This is a genomic window from Spirochaetota bacterium (genome assembly GCA_004297825.1).
Taxonomy (GTDB): domain Bacteria; phylum Spirochaetota; class UBA4802; order UBA4802; family UBA5368; genus FW300-bin19.
This window is the reverse complement of the sequence record SCSX01000033.1, coordinates 130,607-145,928: the sequence shown is the minus strand read 5'-3', so window position 1 is coordinate 145,928 and position 15,322 is coordinate 130,607. Positions and strand designations below refer to the sequence as shown.

Annotated in this window: 12 protein-coding genes; 9 read left to right on the top strand and 3 right to left on the bottom strand. The window is 54.9% G+C overall.

Annotated features, from left to right (window positions below):
* The first annotated feature begins 227 nt into the window (after window positions 1–227).
* Window positions 228–845, top strand: coding sequence for a threonylcarbamoyl-AMP synthase (locus EPN93_06735; protein TAL37114.1), 618 nt, complete (start codon window positions 228–230; stop codon window positions 843–845).
* A gap of 204 nt (window positions 846–1,049) precedes the next feature.
* Window positions 1,050–1,382, top strand: a complete 333-nt coding sequence (locus EPN93_06730) for a hypothetical protein (protein TAL37113.1) — start codon at window positions 1,050–1,052, stop codon at window positions 1,380–1,382.
* A gap of 60 nt (window positions 1,383–1,442) precedes the next feature.
* Here the strand turns inward: EPN93_06730 and EPN93_06725 are convergent, their stop codons facing one another.
* Genes EPN93_06725 through EPN93_06715 form a run of 3 tightly spaced genes read right to left on the bottom strand, consistent with a single transcriptional unit; the run spans window position 1,443 to window position 4,203 of the window.
* Entirely contained in the window at window positions 1,443–3,092 is a 1,650-nt protein-coding gene (locus EPN93_06725) for a radical SAM protein (GenBank protein ID TAL37112.1), read from the bottom strand.
* Between the two features lie 7 nt (window positions 3,093–3,099).
* Window positions 3,100–3,687: an HDIG domain-containing protein gene (locus EPN93_06720; protein TAL37111.1), complete on the bottom strand. Its 588-nt coding sequence runs from the start codon at window positions 3,685–3,687 to the stop codon at window positions 3,100–3,102.
* A gap of 6 nt (window positions 3,688–3,693) precedes the next feature.
* Window positions 3,694–4,203, bottom strand: a complete 510-nt coding sequence (locus EPN93_06715; protein ID TAL37110.1) for an SET domain-containing protein — start codon at window positions 4,201–4,203, stop codon at window positions 3,694–3,696.
* A 270-nt stretch (window positions 4,204–4,473) separates the two neighbouring features.
* Between EPN93_06715 and EPN93_06710 the strand changes: the two genes are divergently transcribed.
* The 7 genes from EPN93_06710 (at window position 4,474) to EPN93_06680 (ending at window position 15,238) form a co-directional block, all read left to right on the top strand.
* Window positions 4,474–6,009, top strand: coding sequence for a hypothetical protein (locus tag EPN93_06710; protein TAL37109.1), 1,536 nt, complete (start codon window positions 4,474–4,476; stop codon window positions 6,007–6,009).
* A 45-nt stretch (window positions 6,010–6,054) separates the two neighbouring features.
* Window positions 6,055–7,335: a tetratricopeptide repeat protein gene (locus EPN93_06705; protein ID TAL37108.1), complete on the top strand. Its 1,281-nt coding sequence runs from the start codon at window positions 6,055–6,057 to the stop codon at window positions 7,333–7,335.
* Between the two features lie 12 nt (window positions 7,336–7,347).
* The gene (locus EPN93_06700) at window positions 7,348–8,076 is read left to right on the top strand and encodes a hypothetical protein (GenBank protein TAL37107.1); all 729 of its coding nucleotides are present in this window, start codon (window positions 7,348–7,350) and stop codon (window positions 8,074–8,076) included.
* Window positions 8,077–8,184: 108 nt separating this feature from the next.
* Window positions 8,185–9,267 (top strand): VWA domain-containing protein, encoded by a 1,083-nt coding sequence (locus tag EPN93_06695; GenBank protein ID TAL37106.1) that lies wholly within the window; start codon window positions 8,185–8,187, stop codon window positions 9,265–9,267.
* A 209-nt stretch (window positions 9,268–9,476) separates the two neighbouring features.
* The gene (locus tag EPN93_06690; GenBank protein ID TAL37105.1) at window positions 9,477–11,435 is read left to right on the top strand and encodes a cytochrome C oxidase subunit II; all 1,959 of its coding nucleotides are present in this window, start codon (window positions 9,477–9,479) and stop codon (window positions 11,433–11,435) included.
* 214 nt (window positions 11,436–11,649) lie between these two features.
* Window positions 11,650–12,582: a hypothetical protein gene (locus EPN93_06685; GenBank protein TAL37104.1), complete on the top strand. Its 933-nt coding sequence runs from the start codon at window positions 11,650–11,652 to the stop codon at window positions 12,580–12,582.
* 58 nt (window positions 12,583–12,640) lie between these two features.
* Entirely contained in the window at window positions 12,641–15,238 is a 2,598-nt protein-coding gene (locus EPN93_06680) for a pyruvate, phosphate dikinase (GenBank protein ID TAL37103.1), read from the top strand.
* Window positions 15,239–15,322 lie beyond the last annotated feature (84 nt).

The following is a 15,322-nucleotide window of genomic DNA, read 5'->3' as shown; positions in this document are numbered from 1 at the left end:
CGAGGAAGCATCCTCCGCGCGGGGACGTAATATTTCCACCAAAAAAAAGTAAAGCCGTACGGCCATGTGCCGATATTGCAAGTGATTGATAATACATTACACTCCCAGAATGTATTTACCAGGTTGAAGGCTTTTGCAAGACGATCTCTTGCAAAAGCCTTTTTTATCCACGCCGGGGGAGCGGGCCGGCGGGACAAGGCGGGAAGGGGCGCGCACGGCATGAGACCATGATATTCGTCATCAACGAACAGCACATCCAGAAACGCCTCATCATGAAGGCGAAGGATATCCTGGAGCAGGGGGGCGTGATCATTTACCCCACCGATACCGTGTACGCCTACGGCTGCGACATGGCCGATAAACGGGCCATCGAGCGGATTTACTGGCTCAAGAAAATTCCGAAAAACAAGCCCCTCAGCTTCGTGTTCTCCAATGTGGGCGGGCTGCACGAGTATGTCCGCAACATCTCGGACCAGGCGTTCAAGATCATGAAAAAGGCGTTCCCGGGACCCTATACCTTCATTTTCAAGGCCTCGAAGCTTGTTCCCAAGGTCGCGATCACCAATCAGAAAACTATCGGCGTGCGCATCCCGGCCAACGAGGTTGCACTCGAGCTCGTGCGCGCCCTGGGAAGGCCCATCATCACCGCGAGCGTGAATACCGTCGCGGGGAGCTACATCGTGGAGCCCGCCGATCTTGAGCGCGTCTACCGCAACGAGGTGGACCTGGTGATGGACTGCGGCCCGCGGCTATCGGAGCCGTCCACGATAGTCGATTTCTCGGAGGGGGACATGAGAATCGTCCGCCGCGGGAAGGGGGAGCTTTTCTTTGTGGACGAGGATTGACGCGTCCTTCCACCGGGTCGTTTATCGGCGCCCGCCTGCCGATAATTATCCAGGGGGAACGGGTCCGGAATGCGGGGGTCAGGCGCATATATAACTAAATACAGAGGGCGCGGGTCGCGGGGGGATTTACCGATTCAGGGGAATATCGTGTAACAGGCGGGTCGTATCGGTCCCAAATCATCAGATTGAGTTTCGGGGGTTGGAATGGGCGAAGAAATACTCAAATTTTTGCAGAAGGTGCTCGATACCGGGCTGTACATAGGTCTGGGGGCGCTCGTGGCCTGGATTTTCTATCACGTGAAAAACCGCGATCTCCTGGGCGGATATATCGGCGCGCTGGTGGTCGGGGTGATCGGTGCGCTCATAGGGGGAATACTGCTCGACCGGCTGACCCCGTATGTCAAAATATTCCTACAGATACTCATCGGGGAGCGGGGGCCGCATTCGGTCAACCTCATCGCCGGTTTTATCGGCGGCTTCATCGCGCTGTTCGTCATGAACCGGCTGAACCACAACAAGGCGCGCAAGAAATATTGACTGGAACCGGTCCGTATGAAGGCGCGGATATATATCCGCGCCTTCATACGGACCGCGCCCTCATGCGCCGCGCAATAATTCCTTCCGAATTCCTTCAGGGACATCCTTGAGCATATCCATGATATCGGCCCCGCGTGCGAAGGGGCGTGCGAGCACGATGTCCTGCGCGCGTTTCCTGCCTATTCCCGGAATCAGCTCCAGGGCTTTGAGCGGGAGCGCGTTCAATTCCACCGGAAGGGTGAGCGCGGACAGCGAGCGCTCCCGGTGACCGATAACCATCGCGTCCGTTCTCGCGCCCCTCTCCAGGGGCGAGTGGAGCTTTGCCGTAATGGCGTAGCTCGCGATGGGACGGGCGAGGGCGTACTCGAACTGCCGGTCCATCACGAACAGGTCCTTCAGCACCGTCCCCGCCGGGTATATCGCCTTCAGCATGGCATGGTCGATCTCATCCCTGATCCGGCCCTTATAGTACTCGTACCGCTTTTCAATCGCCGGTGAGGGCTCGAAACTCCTCGAATAAAGCACCGTGCCGGGGAAGGGAAGCAGGCTCCGGATATTGATCCGCTTTAAAAGCAAACCCTCGTCCATTATCCTGCGCAGTCCTTCGAAATTGATCCTGAATGTTTCCGCCGTCTCGCCCGGAAGGCCGTGGATCAGGTTCACACCCGGCAGGAGCACGGGAATTCCCCCCACGCGCCCCCCGCCCGCCTCGTTCACCATGCGCACCACGTGCACGAGCGTATCGGCGTCGACCTTGAGGTTGTTCTTCGCGATGACCCCGGGATCCAGCGACTCGACGCCCAGGGCGAGCGTATCGCCCGGCGTGAGGGCCGATACGATCTCACCTAAAATCAGTTCCGATTCCTCCGGGAACGCGGCGATCGTGCCCGGGTTCCCGTTATCAATGTTGAGCGTCGTGATGAGGCCGGCGTCGCGCCGTGCGCGGAGCTCCCCGAAGAGCGCGCGGATGGGTTCCACGCGGGGGCGGGGGAAGCCGTTCCTGAAATCCGCCATGCTTGACTTATATTGGAGAATATCGGCCTGCCGCCCCAGCCTGAACCGCGATATACCCGCCGCGATGAGCGCGTCCACCTCGCGGAGAATGTCGCCCTCGTCCCGGAACTCGACACCGTGGGTGAGTCCCTCCGCGCAGAAGGAGCAGTGCTGGAGCCGGGGACAGCCGCGCGCCGTCTCGATTTCGCAGATAAGGCGGGGGAAGTCCGGGTGCCGCCGGCACAAGGCCGCACCCTCGGCCGCCCAGCGCGCAAGCTCGCCGTAGGTGCGGCACTCGTCGCGAGGCTCCCCCCGGTGCCAGCCGAACGCGAATTTTTCGATATCGTATTTCACGGGGGTCAGGTTGGGCGCCGCGGACCCGGCGAGCAGGTGTCCCACCATTCCGCCAATCGCAAAATGCCGGCGTGCGTTCGCGGCCACGAGATCCCGTATCTCGGGCGTCGTTCCAATTTTGTGTCCCAGGTATTTCCCCGGAACGACCGCCCCGCCAATGAGGAACACCATCTCGTAACCGGTCGCCAGCTCATACCTCCGCGATCGCAGGGTCTCGATGGTCAGGTAATCGATATCCTCGTCCGCGGCGCCCGCGGTAAGGAGCGCCCCGTAGAGATAGCGCGGGTATGGTGACACGAACGGCGGCACGCCGAAACACGCGGGCTCGTCCACGTAACAGTCGAGTATGCAGTAGCGTTTCATGGGGATTTTACGGATAATCCGGGGCGCCCGGAACAACGGCAGGTGCTGTGCCGATAGCCTCGTCCATAGAGACGCGCATCGCGCCCTCCAGTTTCGCCTCCAGGCGGAGGACCATCTCCCTGTTGCTCGTGATGAGCTCGACTATTTCCTGGGTCTTTCCGTAGCGCTCCACGAGGTCGCGTACACGCTCTTCAATAGTAACGATATTCTCGTGCATCACGCGCTTGTCGGCGTAATACACGATTTCCCGCTCCTCGACGCGCCCGCCGGGATCGAAGCCCTGGAAGACCACGTGCTGTTCCACGATCGCCGCCACCCGCGGGAACCCGAGCTCCCGCAGCAGGGCCGCCCCGGTCTCGTCGTGCCGCTCCCGGGTCTCGATCGAGCGGGTCTTGGTGATGTCATGGAGCAGCGCGGACGCGGCCACCAGCGCGCGATCGACGGCGATTCCTTCCTTGAGATTGTCCGCGATTGCCAGCGAGACCCGCATAACCTGCCTTGAATGCCCCAGAATATTCGGAAGCATGCGGTATCGCGCGATGAGGGCGTCGCATTCCCGGATAGTCGGTACGCGGCCTTCGCGAAGTGGTTCCATCGCGTCCTATGCCTTGCCGGCGCAGGAAGCCCTGATGAAGTCGGGAACGATTCCCAATCGCACATACCTGTCCCGCACGTCGGCCGGCAGGTACTTGAAGTCACGTACGCGCCTCCGGCACAGGGCACTCCCGCAATTGCAATCCATCTCCCAGTAGTCCTCATCCATGGACGTGGAATAATCGAACGTGATCTCTTCCCCCTCCCGGATTTCCCGAATGGAATAGAGGTTCACGCGGTCATTCTCAATCCGCAGGCCGCAATTCGGGTCGCAGGAATGATTAACGTAGTTGTCCGCGGTGCGGGTGGGCCCCAGGAACACATCCTGTCCCACCTGTAAAAAGTGGTTGTTGCGTGGATTGAGCTTTTCTTTGTATTCTTCCCTGGTATAGCGCTTGCCCCTGAACGCTACGATGTACTCGCCCTGGGCGAATTGTTTGCGCGCGAAAACCGATTTTCCTTTTTCCGTGCGCCTGATAATAAGATACCCCTTGTCCGATCCCGTCTCCTCAACCATAGAAGAGATTTATCCCCCATCTGCTTTGCAAGTGTCGTGGCGTGATTTTCATGCTCACGCGCGGTACTACTACATGTGATCATATCACGGTTGATACATACGAGGTCCTTATTTGTCAATGTTATTTTAATCGGGGCAGCGAAAAGGACCTCAGGAGGCGCCCGGGACCGGGCCACGAGCCCCGCCTGGTTGGGAAATAATGGTCAAGACGGAGGGTCCAGAGGCCGAAAATAATACCGAGTACTATCTCTGCTCAGAGCCAGGATGCGAATGCCCGCTTTTACAAAAAGAAACCGGCTGTTATTCTATGCCATACTGGCATTGGGACTCCTCTATGGCGGCCAGGCGCATGCCAAGTTTCTCCTGGACGAGGAAACGACCCCCAAGACACCCCTGGAGATAAAGGAAGCCGAGAAGAAGCAGCGCCGCGAATTTCCTCCACAGATCGTCACGAGCATAAGGGCCCAGCTCATACCCAATATCAAGGGGGCTATCCGGATCAGCTGGGAGGCCGACCCCGACGCTACGGAAGAATTCATCGTGGGACGTTCCTCCACGGTGCCGGATACCCGGGACAAGGCGCTCGCGGCCATCTCGATAAAAGTGGTGGCCCCGGGGGCCGATACGACCGTCATCGACTCGAACCTTCAGCCGGGAGAATATTACTACGTGGTCCTGTCGAAGGACAGGGTGATGAACCGCAATGTCGACGTTTACCCGGACGTCAATTTCACCACCCAGCCGGTGATCGTCGAACGGGAGCTTGTTCCCGTTCCGATGCGCCTTACACCCGACCAGGTGACCCTGATCCACGCCCAGGTGGTCAATAAGTCGCAGGTAATGGTCACCTGGAGGGGCGTCGACAAGCCCGACATCATCTACTCCGTGTACCGCTGGAACGAATCGCTCACCGCACCCGACAAGATACGCAGCGCGGAGAAGATCGCCGTGATACCGGATAAGCGCGAGAGCTGGATCGATCGGACCATCACCCGCTCGGGGACCTATTTCTTCGCGGTAACGACGAAAGACATCTCCGGGAATGAGGATCTGCAGCTCATCCCGGACCAGAGTTATACGACCGGCGGGGTGTATATCGGGTTCAGGTCCCAGGCGACCGTTTCCAGCCTTCGCGCGGCGACCCAGGATACGGGCCGCGTGAAACTGACATGGGACGGGATCGGCGCGGGAGCTTCCGAATACCTGGTGTACCGTTCCGACAAACCCGTCGTGGATCCGCAAAGGCTCGCCCTGGCCGTGCTTCTGGGCGCGGTAAAACCGGATACCAATTTCTACGTCGATGAGACACCCCCGCCGGGGGGCTATTATTACGCGGTGCTCGTAAGAATGGAAGACGGTACCATCGACAATACCCTGAAGGAAGGCGTAAACTGCACCATCATGCCGATAACGATCGTGCCCCGCGGTGAAAAGCAGCCCGAAATCGTGACCCGGGTCGAGGAAAAGGGGGTCGATAAAAGGGTCCCGGAAAAGATACTTCCGCCCGTCGAAGAGAGAAGGCAAAAGAACGTTCCCGAGCCCGCCGCCGATACGCTCGATGAGATATTGAAGACTGGTTTTTTCAAGGGGGAATATCGGTTTACCGCCGCGCGCCTCAAGCAGTTCGTGCGCGAGACCTCGGATCCCTATAAGGCGGCGAAGGCCAGGCTTTTTATAGGCAGGTCATACATCGAGCTCGGGGAATACGAGAGGTCCATCAGGTACCTCGTCAATCCGGATGTCTCCCGGTATTTTCCCGACGAAGCGCGCTTCTGGCGGGATATGGCTATTTCGCGGGTGAAATGATCCGGCGGCTCTGCCGCCGGATGCGTCGCAATGATTTGATTCAAAATGTTCTTGCAAATCGCCCGTCGCGGGCGAGTCTATTTGGATAGGAGATACGCAATGAAGGTGAAAACGACGATCCTTGGTACAGTGCTGGTTCTGCTCGGCATCGGGCTTTTTATCTATTATGATTACAGTGTGAGGCCGGAGCGGGAGGCGGGGGAAATGCTCGCCGAGGCGCAGGAAATATCCCAGCGCGGCGACAAGGAATCGGTCAACCAGGCCATCAACCTGCTGACAAAGGTTATCGTCAAGTATCCCGGTTCCCGGGTCATCCCCGAGACCTTTTACCAGATAGGGATGGCGTATGAAAAGATCGGGCTCAATCGGCTCGCGTATCTCAAGTACTCCTATATCATCAAGAATAACAGCAAGTATCTCACCGAGGACACCAGGAAGGAAGTGCTTATCAGGCTTGCGCGCATCAATGTGCTCAAGCAGTATTCCGAGGAAGGGGTGCATCAGCTCCTGAGCCTTCTTGATCAGAACTTCAACAACGAGATGCGCAGCCGCATCTATTCGGAACTCGGGCATACGTACCTGAAACTGGGCGATTACCGGCGTTCGAAACGCATGTTCGACCTCTCACTCACCGAACACGGCAGCAACGAGGACGCGATCGTGGGCAAGGCGAGGGCATACAGCAGGTTGGGAGCTGCCAATGACGCGTTCGATACCTATGAGTATTTCCTGAAATATTACGGACCCGTGAGCCAGTATACGGGAGACGTGCGCGAATCCTTCCGCAACCAGTTGTATTCAACCGGTCTAAGTTCATTCCGAAGGGGGGACTACGATTCCGCGGTATCCTATTTCAGCCGCTTCATGCGGGATTTCCCCGAAAGCAATTTCACCGAAAACGCGCTGTATTGGACGGGGGAAAGCTACTTCGCGGTGCGCAAGTTCGATACGGCCATCGATTATTTCAACCGTGTTCTCGCCAACGGTTACTATCACAAGGACCAGGACGCGCAGATAAAGAAAGGGTACGCGTATTTCATGAGCAAGCGCTTCGATCTCGCCGCACGGGAATTCCAGGCCTACCTGCGCAACTACCCGACCGGACAGTATGCCGTGACCGCCCGCGAATGGAAGAACATGAGCACCAAGGAGCTCCTGTACCGCATCGAAGAGAAAAAACTTCCCGACGCCGACGATGAAAAAAGGGCGATAAAGCCGGGGGAAAAGAGGGTTGACAAACCGCTCGAGGATGAGGAAGTAGCGGGAAAATATCTGGATGACCGGAACGGCAACAGGCTCGAGCTGGAGAACGTCGCCGAGCTATAAGACTGGAGGGGTATGTTTAGCAAGTATTTCGAGGAACTGGAGCAAAAGCTCGTAAAAGCGCCTTCCGGTAAGAAGGCGCCCGCGGCAAAGGGAAAAACCGCCCGGCAGGTGAAATCACCAGCCGCCAGGCAACCCTCTCCCGCGGAGATACTACATGCGATCGAGGGTATAATTCCTTCCCGCCTGAAAGCGGGGGCCCTGCGCATGATCGACCAGAGCGGCTATGCCCCCGAAGGGATCGATTTTGTCGTTTATAAGGAGCTTTGCAGGGACATGGAATCGCTCATGGGAGGTTTTGTACCCTCGGAGCTGGTATACGCATCCTGCATCATCGCACCCCCGCTCAATCACGATAACCTGAAAATGGTGCTTGGACGGGTGATCCAGGCCAAGAAGGTCAACCGGTATACCGAGACCGAATCGGATAAAAACCTGGTACCCGCCTTCGTGATCGCCCAGGGGACGGATATACCCCTGCCCGATATGAAGAAGGCCCTGCTCGATTATTACATGTCCCACAGCGTGGATTACGACTTCGAGTTCGATATCCTTATGGTGCTCGGCAAGGGACTTGTCATCAAGGACTGGCGGGAAAAGAGGAGCTTTATCGCGCTCGAGACCGGCCGGGACACGCTCATGTGGTTTTTCATCCTCATGAATGAATACCTCGACGTTGAAAAGAACACGGAACTGGATCTCAGGGCCTACGTTAAGCGTACCGAGAAATACAACGAATACTGACCGGGCCGCCCCGCTTTGACCCCAAGACCGGACAAATATTCTTGACATTGACTTAATTTCCGGTACTATTTTATTTGGTGGTAAATCAAAACATAGGAGCACGGAAGCGTGAAAACTGCGAAATGGAAAGGCATCGTGGGAGTCATACTTCTGCTTTGTTCGCTGGCGGCAGCAGGGGAGGTGTCGGCGAAAGAGCGGAAAGATGTGATTCTGGTTCTGGACACCTCGCTCAGCATGGTGGGCCAGGGCGGGAACAATATCATGCCCATGGTAAAAAAGAGCCTTGAGGAGTTTATCGGGCAATTGAACGAGGGAGACAGTCTCACGTTCGTCACCTTTGACTCGGAGGTCAAAACCTGGCCAACCGTAAGCCTGCAGAGCAAGGACGCCAAGGACATCTTGAAAAAGTACATCACCATGGTAGAGGCCAAGGGACAGTGGACCTACACGCAGGCCATGCTGGTATCGGTGTTCAAGACCGCCAGGGAGCTCGAAGAAAAGGACAAATCCAGGAACACAGTGATAGTCGTGCTCACGGACGGTGTAGACGATCCTCCTCCGGGCTTTCGTGGAGACACGCTCACCATCAAGGATGTCGGGGCCACCGACAAGGACTGGTTCATTTACCTGGTAAACCTGGGCGAGCTTAAAAACAATCCGAAATTCGCCAAGCTGCAGCAGGATATAGGCGGCAATACCACTGTGGTCGATGCAAGCGGAGAGGTACAGAAGGCGCTTGAAAAAGACCTCATGAAGGACATGGACAAGGCCGTCGAAGCCCGCAGGAGTTTCTGGCAGAGCCCGCTCTTCTACGCATTGATTGGGCTGGTAGTGCTTCTCGCGGCCTTCCTGACGTATCGGCGTATGTCGGGTGTCAAGGTTACCGGCCACCTGGAGTACTGGGACCACACCATGATGGACCCCTATGTGAAGAGTTTCGATATTACCAGGCACGCGGCAAAGGTGATTCTTGTCGGCAAGGGACACGGAATCGCGCTTACCATTCACGAGTTGCAGGTTCACGATCCGTTCAAGCTCTTCGCGAAGCGGGACAAGAATGCGATTCATGTCTATGCCGAAGCGGGGAAAGATGCGGAGCTTGCCCGTGTAAAAGGCGAACCGGGCAGCCCCTTGAACGACGGGGACGTGTTTAAGGTAGCGAATTATTCGTTCCGTTATACGGTATCATAACGCCATGACCGGGGCTTTTGACCGGGGATAAAAAATTTCCCCGGTCAAAAAATAAAGCCTTGACATGCGGGCTTTTGACGGTACATTTAATTCTAAATTTTTTAATTTAAGCTGGCCATAAGCGGAAAAATGTAATTATTTGCTTTTATATGACAACTACGCTTAGGGATTTCAGAACGAAAGTACGTGTACGATAAGGAGGTTATTATATGACAGTCGCTCAATTTCCCAAGAGCCCTAACAAGGTCCACCCTACCGAGCCGAGTGCCGTTGGATCGAGGAATTCGGTCGTCCAGGAAGGGCGTGATAAAATTGCCGAATCGAAGGTTATCCTTGAGGAAACCGCAGACAAGGTGATGAACCACGTATTGCAGAAGCTGCCCGAGGATGTTCTTTCCAAACTCGAAGTTATGGGGGGCATCAAGGAAAAGCTTTACAACTACATCAACCAGACTTATGTCAACATGTTCAATCGCTACACCGTGTCCATGGAAGATGAGTTCATCAAGAAGGTTCGCGATTTCGTTGACCGCGAAGAGTCCAAGGGCCTCGCGCGCTACACCCCCAGGGAGCTGGTGGACCTCCTTGACAAGATTGGTGGCGCCGACAAGTTCAACACCGGTGAAATTGAAAAATCGATGGTGAACATGTATGGACACCTGATGGGACACATACAGCGCGGCATGAACGATCTCGAGAATGAGACCAACTCGATTCTCCGTCAGAAGACCGACGTGGGCGCGTTCGTCCGCGGTGAAAACGCCTACGCTATCATCAAGTGCGTCTTCAAAGACAACAACCTGCGCCCCAAGTATGTCTATGATGTGAAGCTCTCGATTAACATCCTCGACAGCGAACTCGTCAGCCCCCTCTACCACTACCAGGTGACGGTGGAATCACTCCTTAAAGATGCCATCCAGAAGCACGTTCAGGAACTGATCGACCGCCAGATACAGGCGCTCAAGGAAGAGATGATCGACCAGGGGAAGAGCGAACTCACCGGCGCCGAGATCATGTTCGAGAAGATCAAGAGGATCGAGCATTTTACGGACGACGACAAGGAAGACGAGAAATCCAGAAGGTATACCATCCTGGCGAAGAAGTTCCTGGACAAGATCGAGGGGCTCCGCGCCGAGATCGACGTCGAGGAATACGATCCGTTAAATATCCGCGAAAATATCAAGTTTATCATAGACGCCGAGAATATCCGTAACCGCGGATACAACACGGCGGTCAACGCGCTTACGTCCATTCTCGACACCAGTAAGCTTGGCTATCAGGTGTGCGACAACATGAAGAACGCCCGCGTGTGCCAGATCCGTGAGTATGAGGATATGGACAAAATGATTCTTCCCGATGAACGCTATGCGATTCGGCTGGCCTTCTACGACCAGAACCAGCTCCGTGAAGAAAAGAAGGAGTACGACCGCCAGATGGAGGCCTTCACCCGTGAAGTGCTTCGTACCTGGGACGTCGTGCATGCGCATTACGAATCAAAGAAGCGTTTCCGTTCCCTCAAGGATTTCGACGATCTGGCCAACCGCCTCATGAGCAAGGACTGGAGGCGCCAGAAGAAGGAAGAGGAGTCCGATCCCAACACGGTGCTTTGGAACGAGATAGGCGAGTTGTATAACGAAAACTCGTTTGTTGAAAAGAACAATCGCACCTACGAAGATCGCGTGGTCAATCTCAAGAATAAAATGAAGTATTTGAGAGACATGCTTCAGAAGATGCATGGCTATCAGAACCCGATTGAGCGCGTTATTCTCGACGAAAGGGTCAACTTCGTTGAAAAGAGATTCCATGAATTCACCTACAAGATCAATCCTCACCACATCCAGCCGGGTCTGGTACTCGACCTCGACATCACCACGATCAAGAGGAAACAGTACATGCTCAAGGGTATGGCAAACGTGCTGAACGAGTTCCTGTATGGTATCTCGAAGGGCTTCGCCGATGCGGCCTTCGCATCATTCAAGCGGCGTCGTTCGACGGTGCGGGCGGACATCACCCAGACCTTCGGCGAAACGGAAGTGAAGGAAAATATCTTTGAAATGGCATATTCCGCCGGGGAAGGCGCGTCTGCCGAATCAGAGGTCAAAGGATCTGTTGATCTTTCCCCCAAATCCAAGCCGAAAGGCCGGGCTTCGGGACTGAAAGAGCTGTAGAATCTGTTTAATATAAGATTAACAAGGGGCTGTATCCGCAAGGATGCAGCCCTTTTTTGTTGTGAATGACATTCAGTTTATTGTCCGGGGAATCACAAAATGCTTGCAATTAATTCTCAGAGAATCTAAAAATACTTGAGGGATTAAGGAGACTCGAGCGCATCGGCGCGCGGGTCTGGCTGTCGTTTAAGTACATAATAAAGGAGTTCAAGCTATGGAAAACGCCTTTTATACGCTGGCGACGAGAAGCAATTTCAATAAGGCACTCAATCATTTCTTCAAGGTCAACGAAATCGTCGACGAGTTGGAGGCCAAAAAGAACCTGGCGGATGTGATCAATGCTCAGATGGATGCCAAGGAAATGGTGAAGGATCAGGTCCTGCCAATCGTGGGCGCGGTCATCAGGGATAAATACGGCTATTCATACGATTCATGCAACGTCCAGGTGACTATAACCGATTTCAGCAAAATCGCGGGAGAGACCGCAAAGTGGACCGCAGTTGAAATACTTCTGGTCTACTATAATCCGGGGGGCGAGATAGTGCTCATAAATCCCAAGAGGGCTGCCAGTTGGGACCGGGCAAGGGAGCTCACCAAGGATCAACTGGTGGTGATTTATGCAAGCCATCGCAAGGCCGAGAAAAGCAAAAAGATCGAGGCCGAGGTGATAAAGGCAGTGGAAGAGATGCTGGCCGGCAAAGACGTGTTCATCAACAAGGAGTTCATCGATACGACCGTCGCGCCCAAGGTTGAAGCGCCCAGGCCGGCACAGGCGCCGGTGCAAAGTCCGGCGCAGGCGGCGGCCGACGTTGCGAAGAAGAACATGACGCCCAAGTACTCGGTGCAGGTTTCGAACGAGCTTTTCCACAACGGGAACGTCGAGGCATGGAAGAAGATCATCGAGAGCTTCACGACATCATTCCCTGAACTGGATGTGCTCATCTTCTACGATAATGAAATCATCAACGACATCAACACCCTGTTCAAGTGGGGCAAGGTAAAACACGGGGATCCGATTTTCTTCCAGGTCGCCGGCGAAAATATCCGCGGGGTTTCGAAACTGCAGAAGTATCTGTACGAAGGCGCGAGTCCCCGGTATGAGCAGTTTCTGAAACTCGACGTGGGCAAGGTTTTAAACCTTTTCTAGGAGTTTGGGGAAGGATTCCTGAAGAAAATCTATTCACACACAGGGGGTACGGCAGGTAATGGAAAACATAATTTATTTTAATAAGGATCTCAAAGATGTCGACGATAAGCTGAAGAAGAGATGCGGCATACGGGGCAAGCGCGCCGTGGAGCTCGCCGTCATGGGGCTTCCCATAGCCCCGGGATTTATCATTGATTCGGAGCTGACGCAGAAGCTTCCGAAGATCAATCTGAAGGAAATCCTGAAACCCCACATCGAGCGCTTAAACAAGGAAACCAAGAAAATATTCGGCGACCCCAAGAAGCCGCTCCTACTTAAAGTGGTACTCAGCTCCGATTTGAATGTTCCGAATTTCCCTTCGATTCACAATATCGGCTTGAATGACAAGACGGTCGAGGGGTTCGGGGTGTCCACCGGGCGGGATTTCGCGTTCGGGGAATACCGGTTCATGCTGCGCAGTGCGGGAACGAAGATCCATGGCATCCCCGCCGCTGATTTTGATAAGATCGAAGGAAAACTCGTAAAGCCGAAGGCGGCGGAGCTGAAAAAAGTCGTCGATGATTATAAAAAGTTCCTGGGCGATAAATTCAGCGAGGATGTGTACGACCAGTTGAGCCTCATTCTCAAGGGCGCGGCGGCCAAGTACTGCGATTCGGAAATAGACGTCGATAATTCGCTCTCGATCATGGTCCAGGTGATGGTGTACGGCAATTACGGGGAGAATTCTTATTCCGGAAACTACTTCACACGAAATATCATCATGGGTGAACCGGTCATCCAGGGAAGCTATCTGCAGAACGAGTTCGATATCGATCGCGCCAAACCGAAGGAAATATCGAAGATAGATAAAAAGTATTTCGATAAGCTCGCCGATATTGGCAAGAAGGTGGAAGAAAACTTCAAAGAGATCCGCGAGATCAAGTTCACCATCGAGGAAGGGGACTTCTGGCTGGTAGAACAACGCGATGTGGACGAGAAGTCGACTCAGTCCCATATCAAAACACTCCTCGACCTGTGCAAGCGTAAAAGCATCACCGAGGATTACCTTGTCAGTAAAATCAATCCCAACCAGTTGAACGAGCTGCTGCATCCCGTCATAGATCCGCGTACCATAGCCGGGATCAAAAGCATAAAAGGCGGCATCGCCGGATCCACGGGTGCGGCTATCGGGCGTGTGTTCTTCTCGACGCCCAAGCTTCTCGAAGAATACAGGCGCGCCGTCATGCACGGCGGCGACACGAACATGATCCTGGTCATGCTCTCTTCCTACGCGGAGGACGTCAAGGCGATAGAAGTGGCGCGCGGCGTCATCACCTCGGAGGGCGGATTCTCCTCACATGCGCCCGTCGTGGCGCGCAGCCTGGGCAAGGTCGCGATGGTCCAGCCGGAGATGAAGATCAGGGGGACGGCGTTCACCCTGGCGGGAAAGACGGTGAACGAGGGTGATTATGTATCGATCAATGTGCCTTACTATGAGGCGCCCACCCTGTACCTGGGCAAGGTCGGTCTCATTGAACCCAATTTCAAGGAGAACGGGCTGCTCGATTTCCTGAGTATCGTTGAGCACTTTATAGACGACTTCAACGTTCGTGCCAATGCCGACCTGGGGCGCGATGCCAAGGTGGCGCGCGAATTCAATGCCGCGGGGATCGGGTTGTGCCGCACCGAGCATATGTTCTTCCATGAAAAGCGAATCATGAAGTTTCGCGAGATGATCCTGGCCGACGACGAGGCCGAGCGCCGCAAGGTCCTGGAGCAGTTAAAACCCATGCAGCGGGGGGATTTCTACGATCTCTTCAAAATAATGGTGGGTTTCCCGGTGACCATCAGGCTGCTTGATGCCCCGCTCCACGAGTTCCTGCCGCGGACAGAAGCCAGCATGGCCGAGTTCATTAAGTACATGCAGACACGGAACAAGGGGATGAAGCCGGCCGAAATAAAGGCCCGCTGCGAAGAGCTTTCCGAGATGAATCCCATGCTGGGACACCGGGGATGCCGCGTGGCCATCACCTATCCGGAGATATACGAAATGCAGTGCCGCGCGATTTTCGAGGCGGCCCTCATGCTCAAGAAGGAAGGCATCAATGTCCATCCGGAAATCATGATACCTATCGTGATGACGGAGACCGAGCTTAAGTTCATCAAGAACGGAAAGAAGATCGAGGGCAAGGTTGTCAAGGGGATACGTGATATCCGGGACGAGGTACTTGATGAATACGGCATGAGCGAGCTCGAATACAGCGTGGGAACCATGATCGAGCTTCCGGCAGCGGCCTTGGGTGCGGGTTCAATCGCCCAGTACGCGGAGTTCTTCAGCTTCGGGACGAACGACCTTACACAGACGACGTACGGCCTTTCGCGCGACGACGTCAATTCATTCTTCCCGAGCTATACACTGTACGATCTCGTGAAGAACAATCCGTTCAAGGTGCTGGGCGACCAGGTGAAGGAACTCATTGAGATTGCCGCGATGCGCGGCAGACTCAGCAGGCCCAATTTGAAAATGGGCCTTTGCGGGGAGCACGGCGCCGATCCCGAGAATATCGAGTTCTGCATGCGGGCCGGGCTTAATTACGTATCATGTTCGCCGTATTCGATTCCGCTTGCGAAGCTCGCGGTTGCGCAGAACAGGCTGAAGGCGAAAGAAGCAAAATAGGCATAACTGCCTGACTAAGGGCTAAACATTCGAAACAAACGGCACCGATAGGTGCCGTTTGCGTTATGCCTTACAATGTCTAAA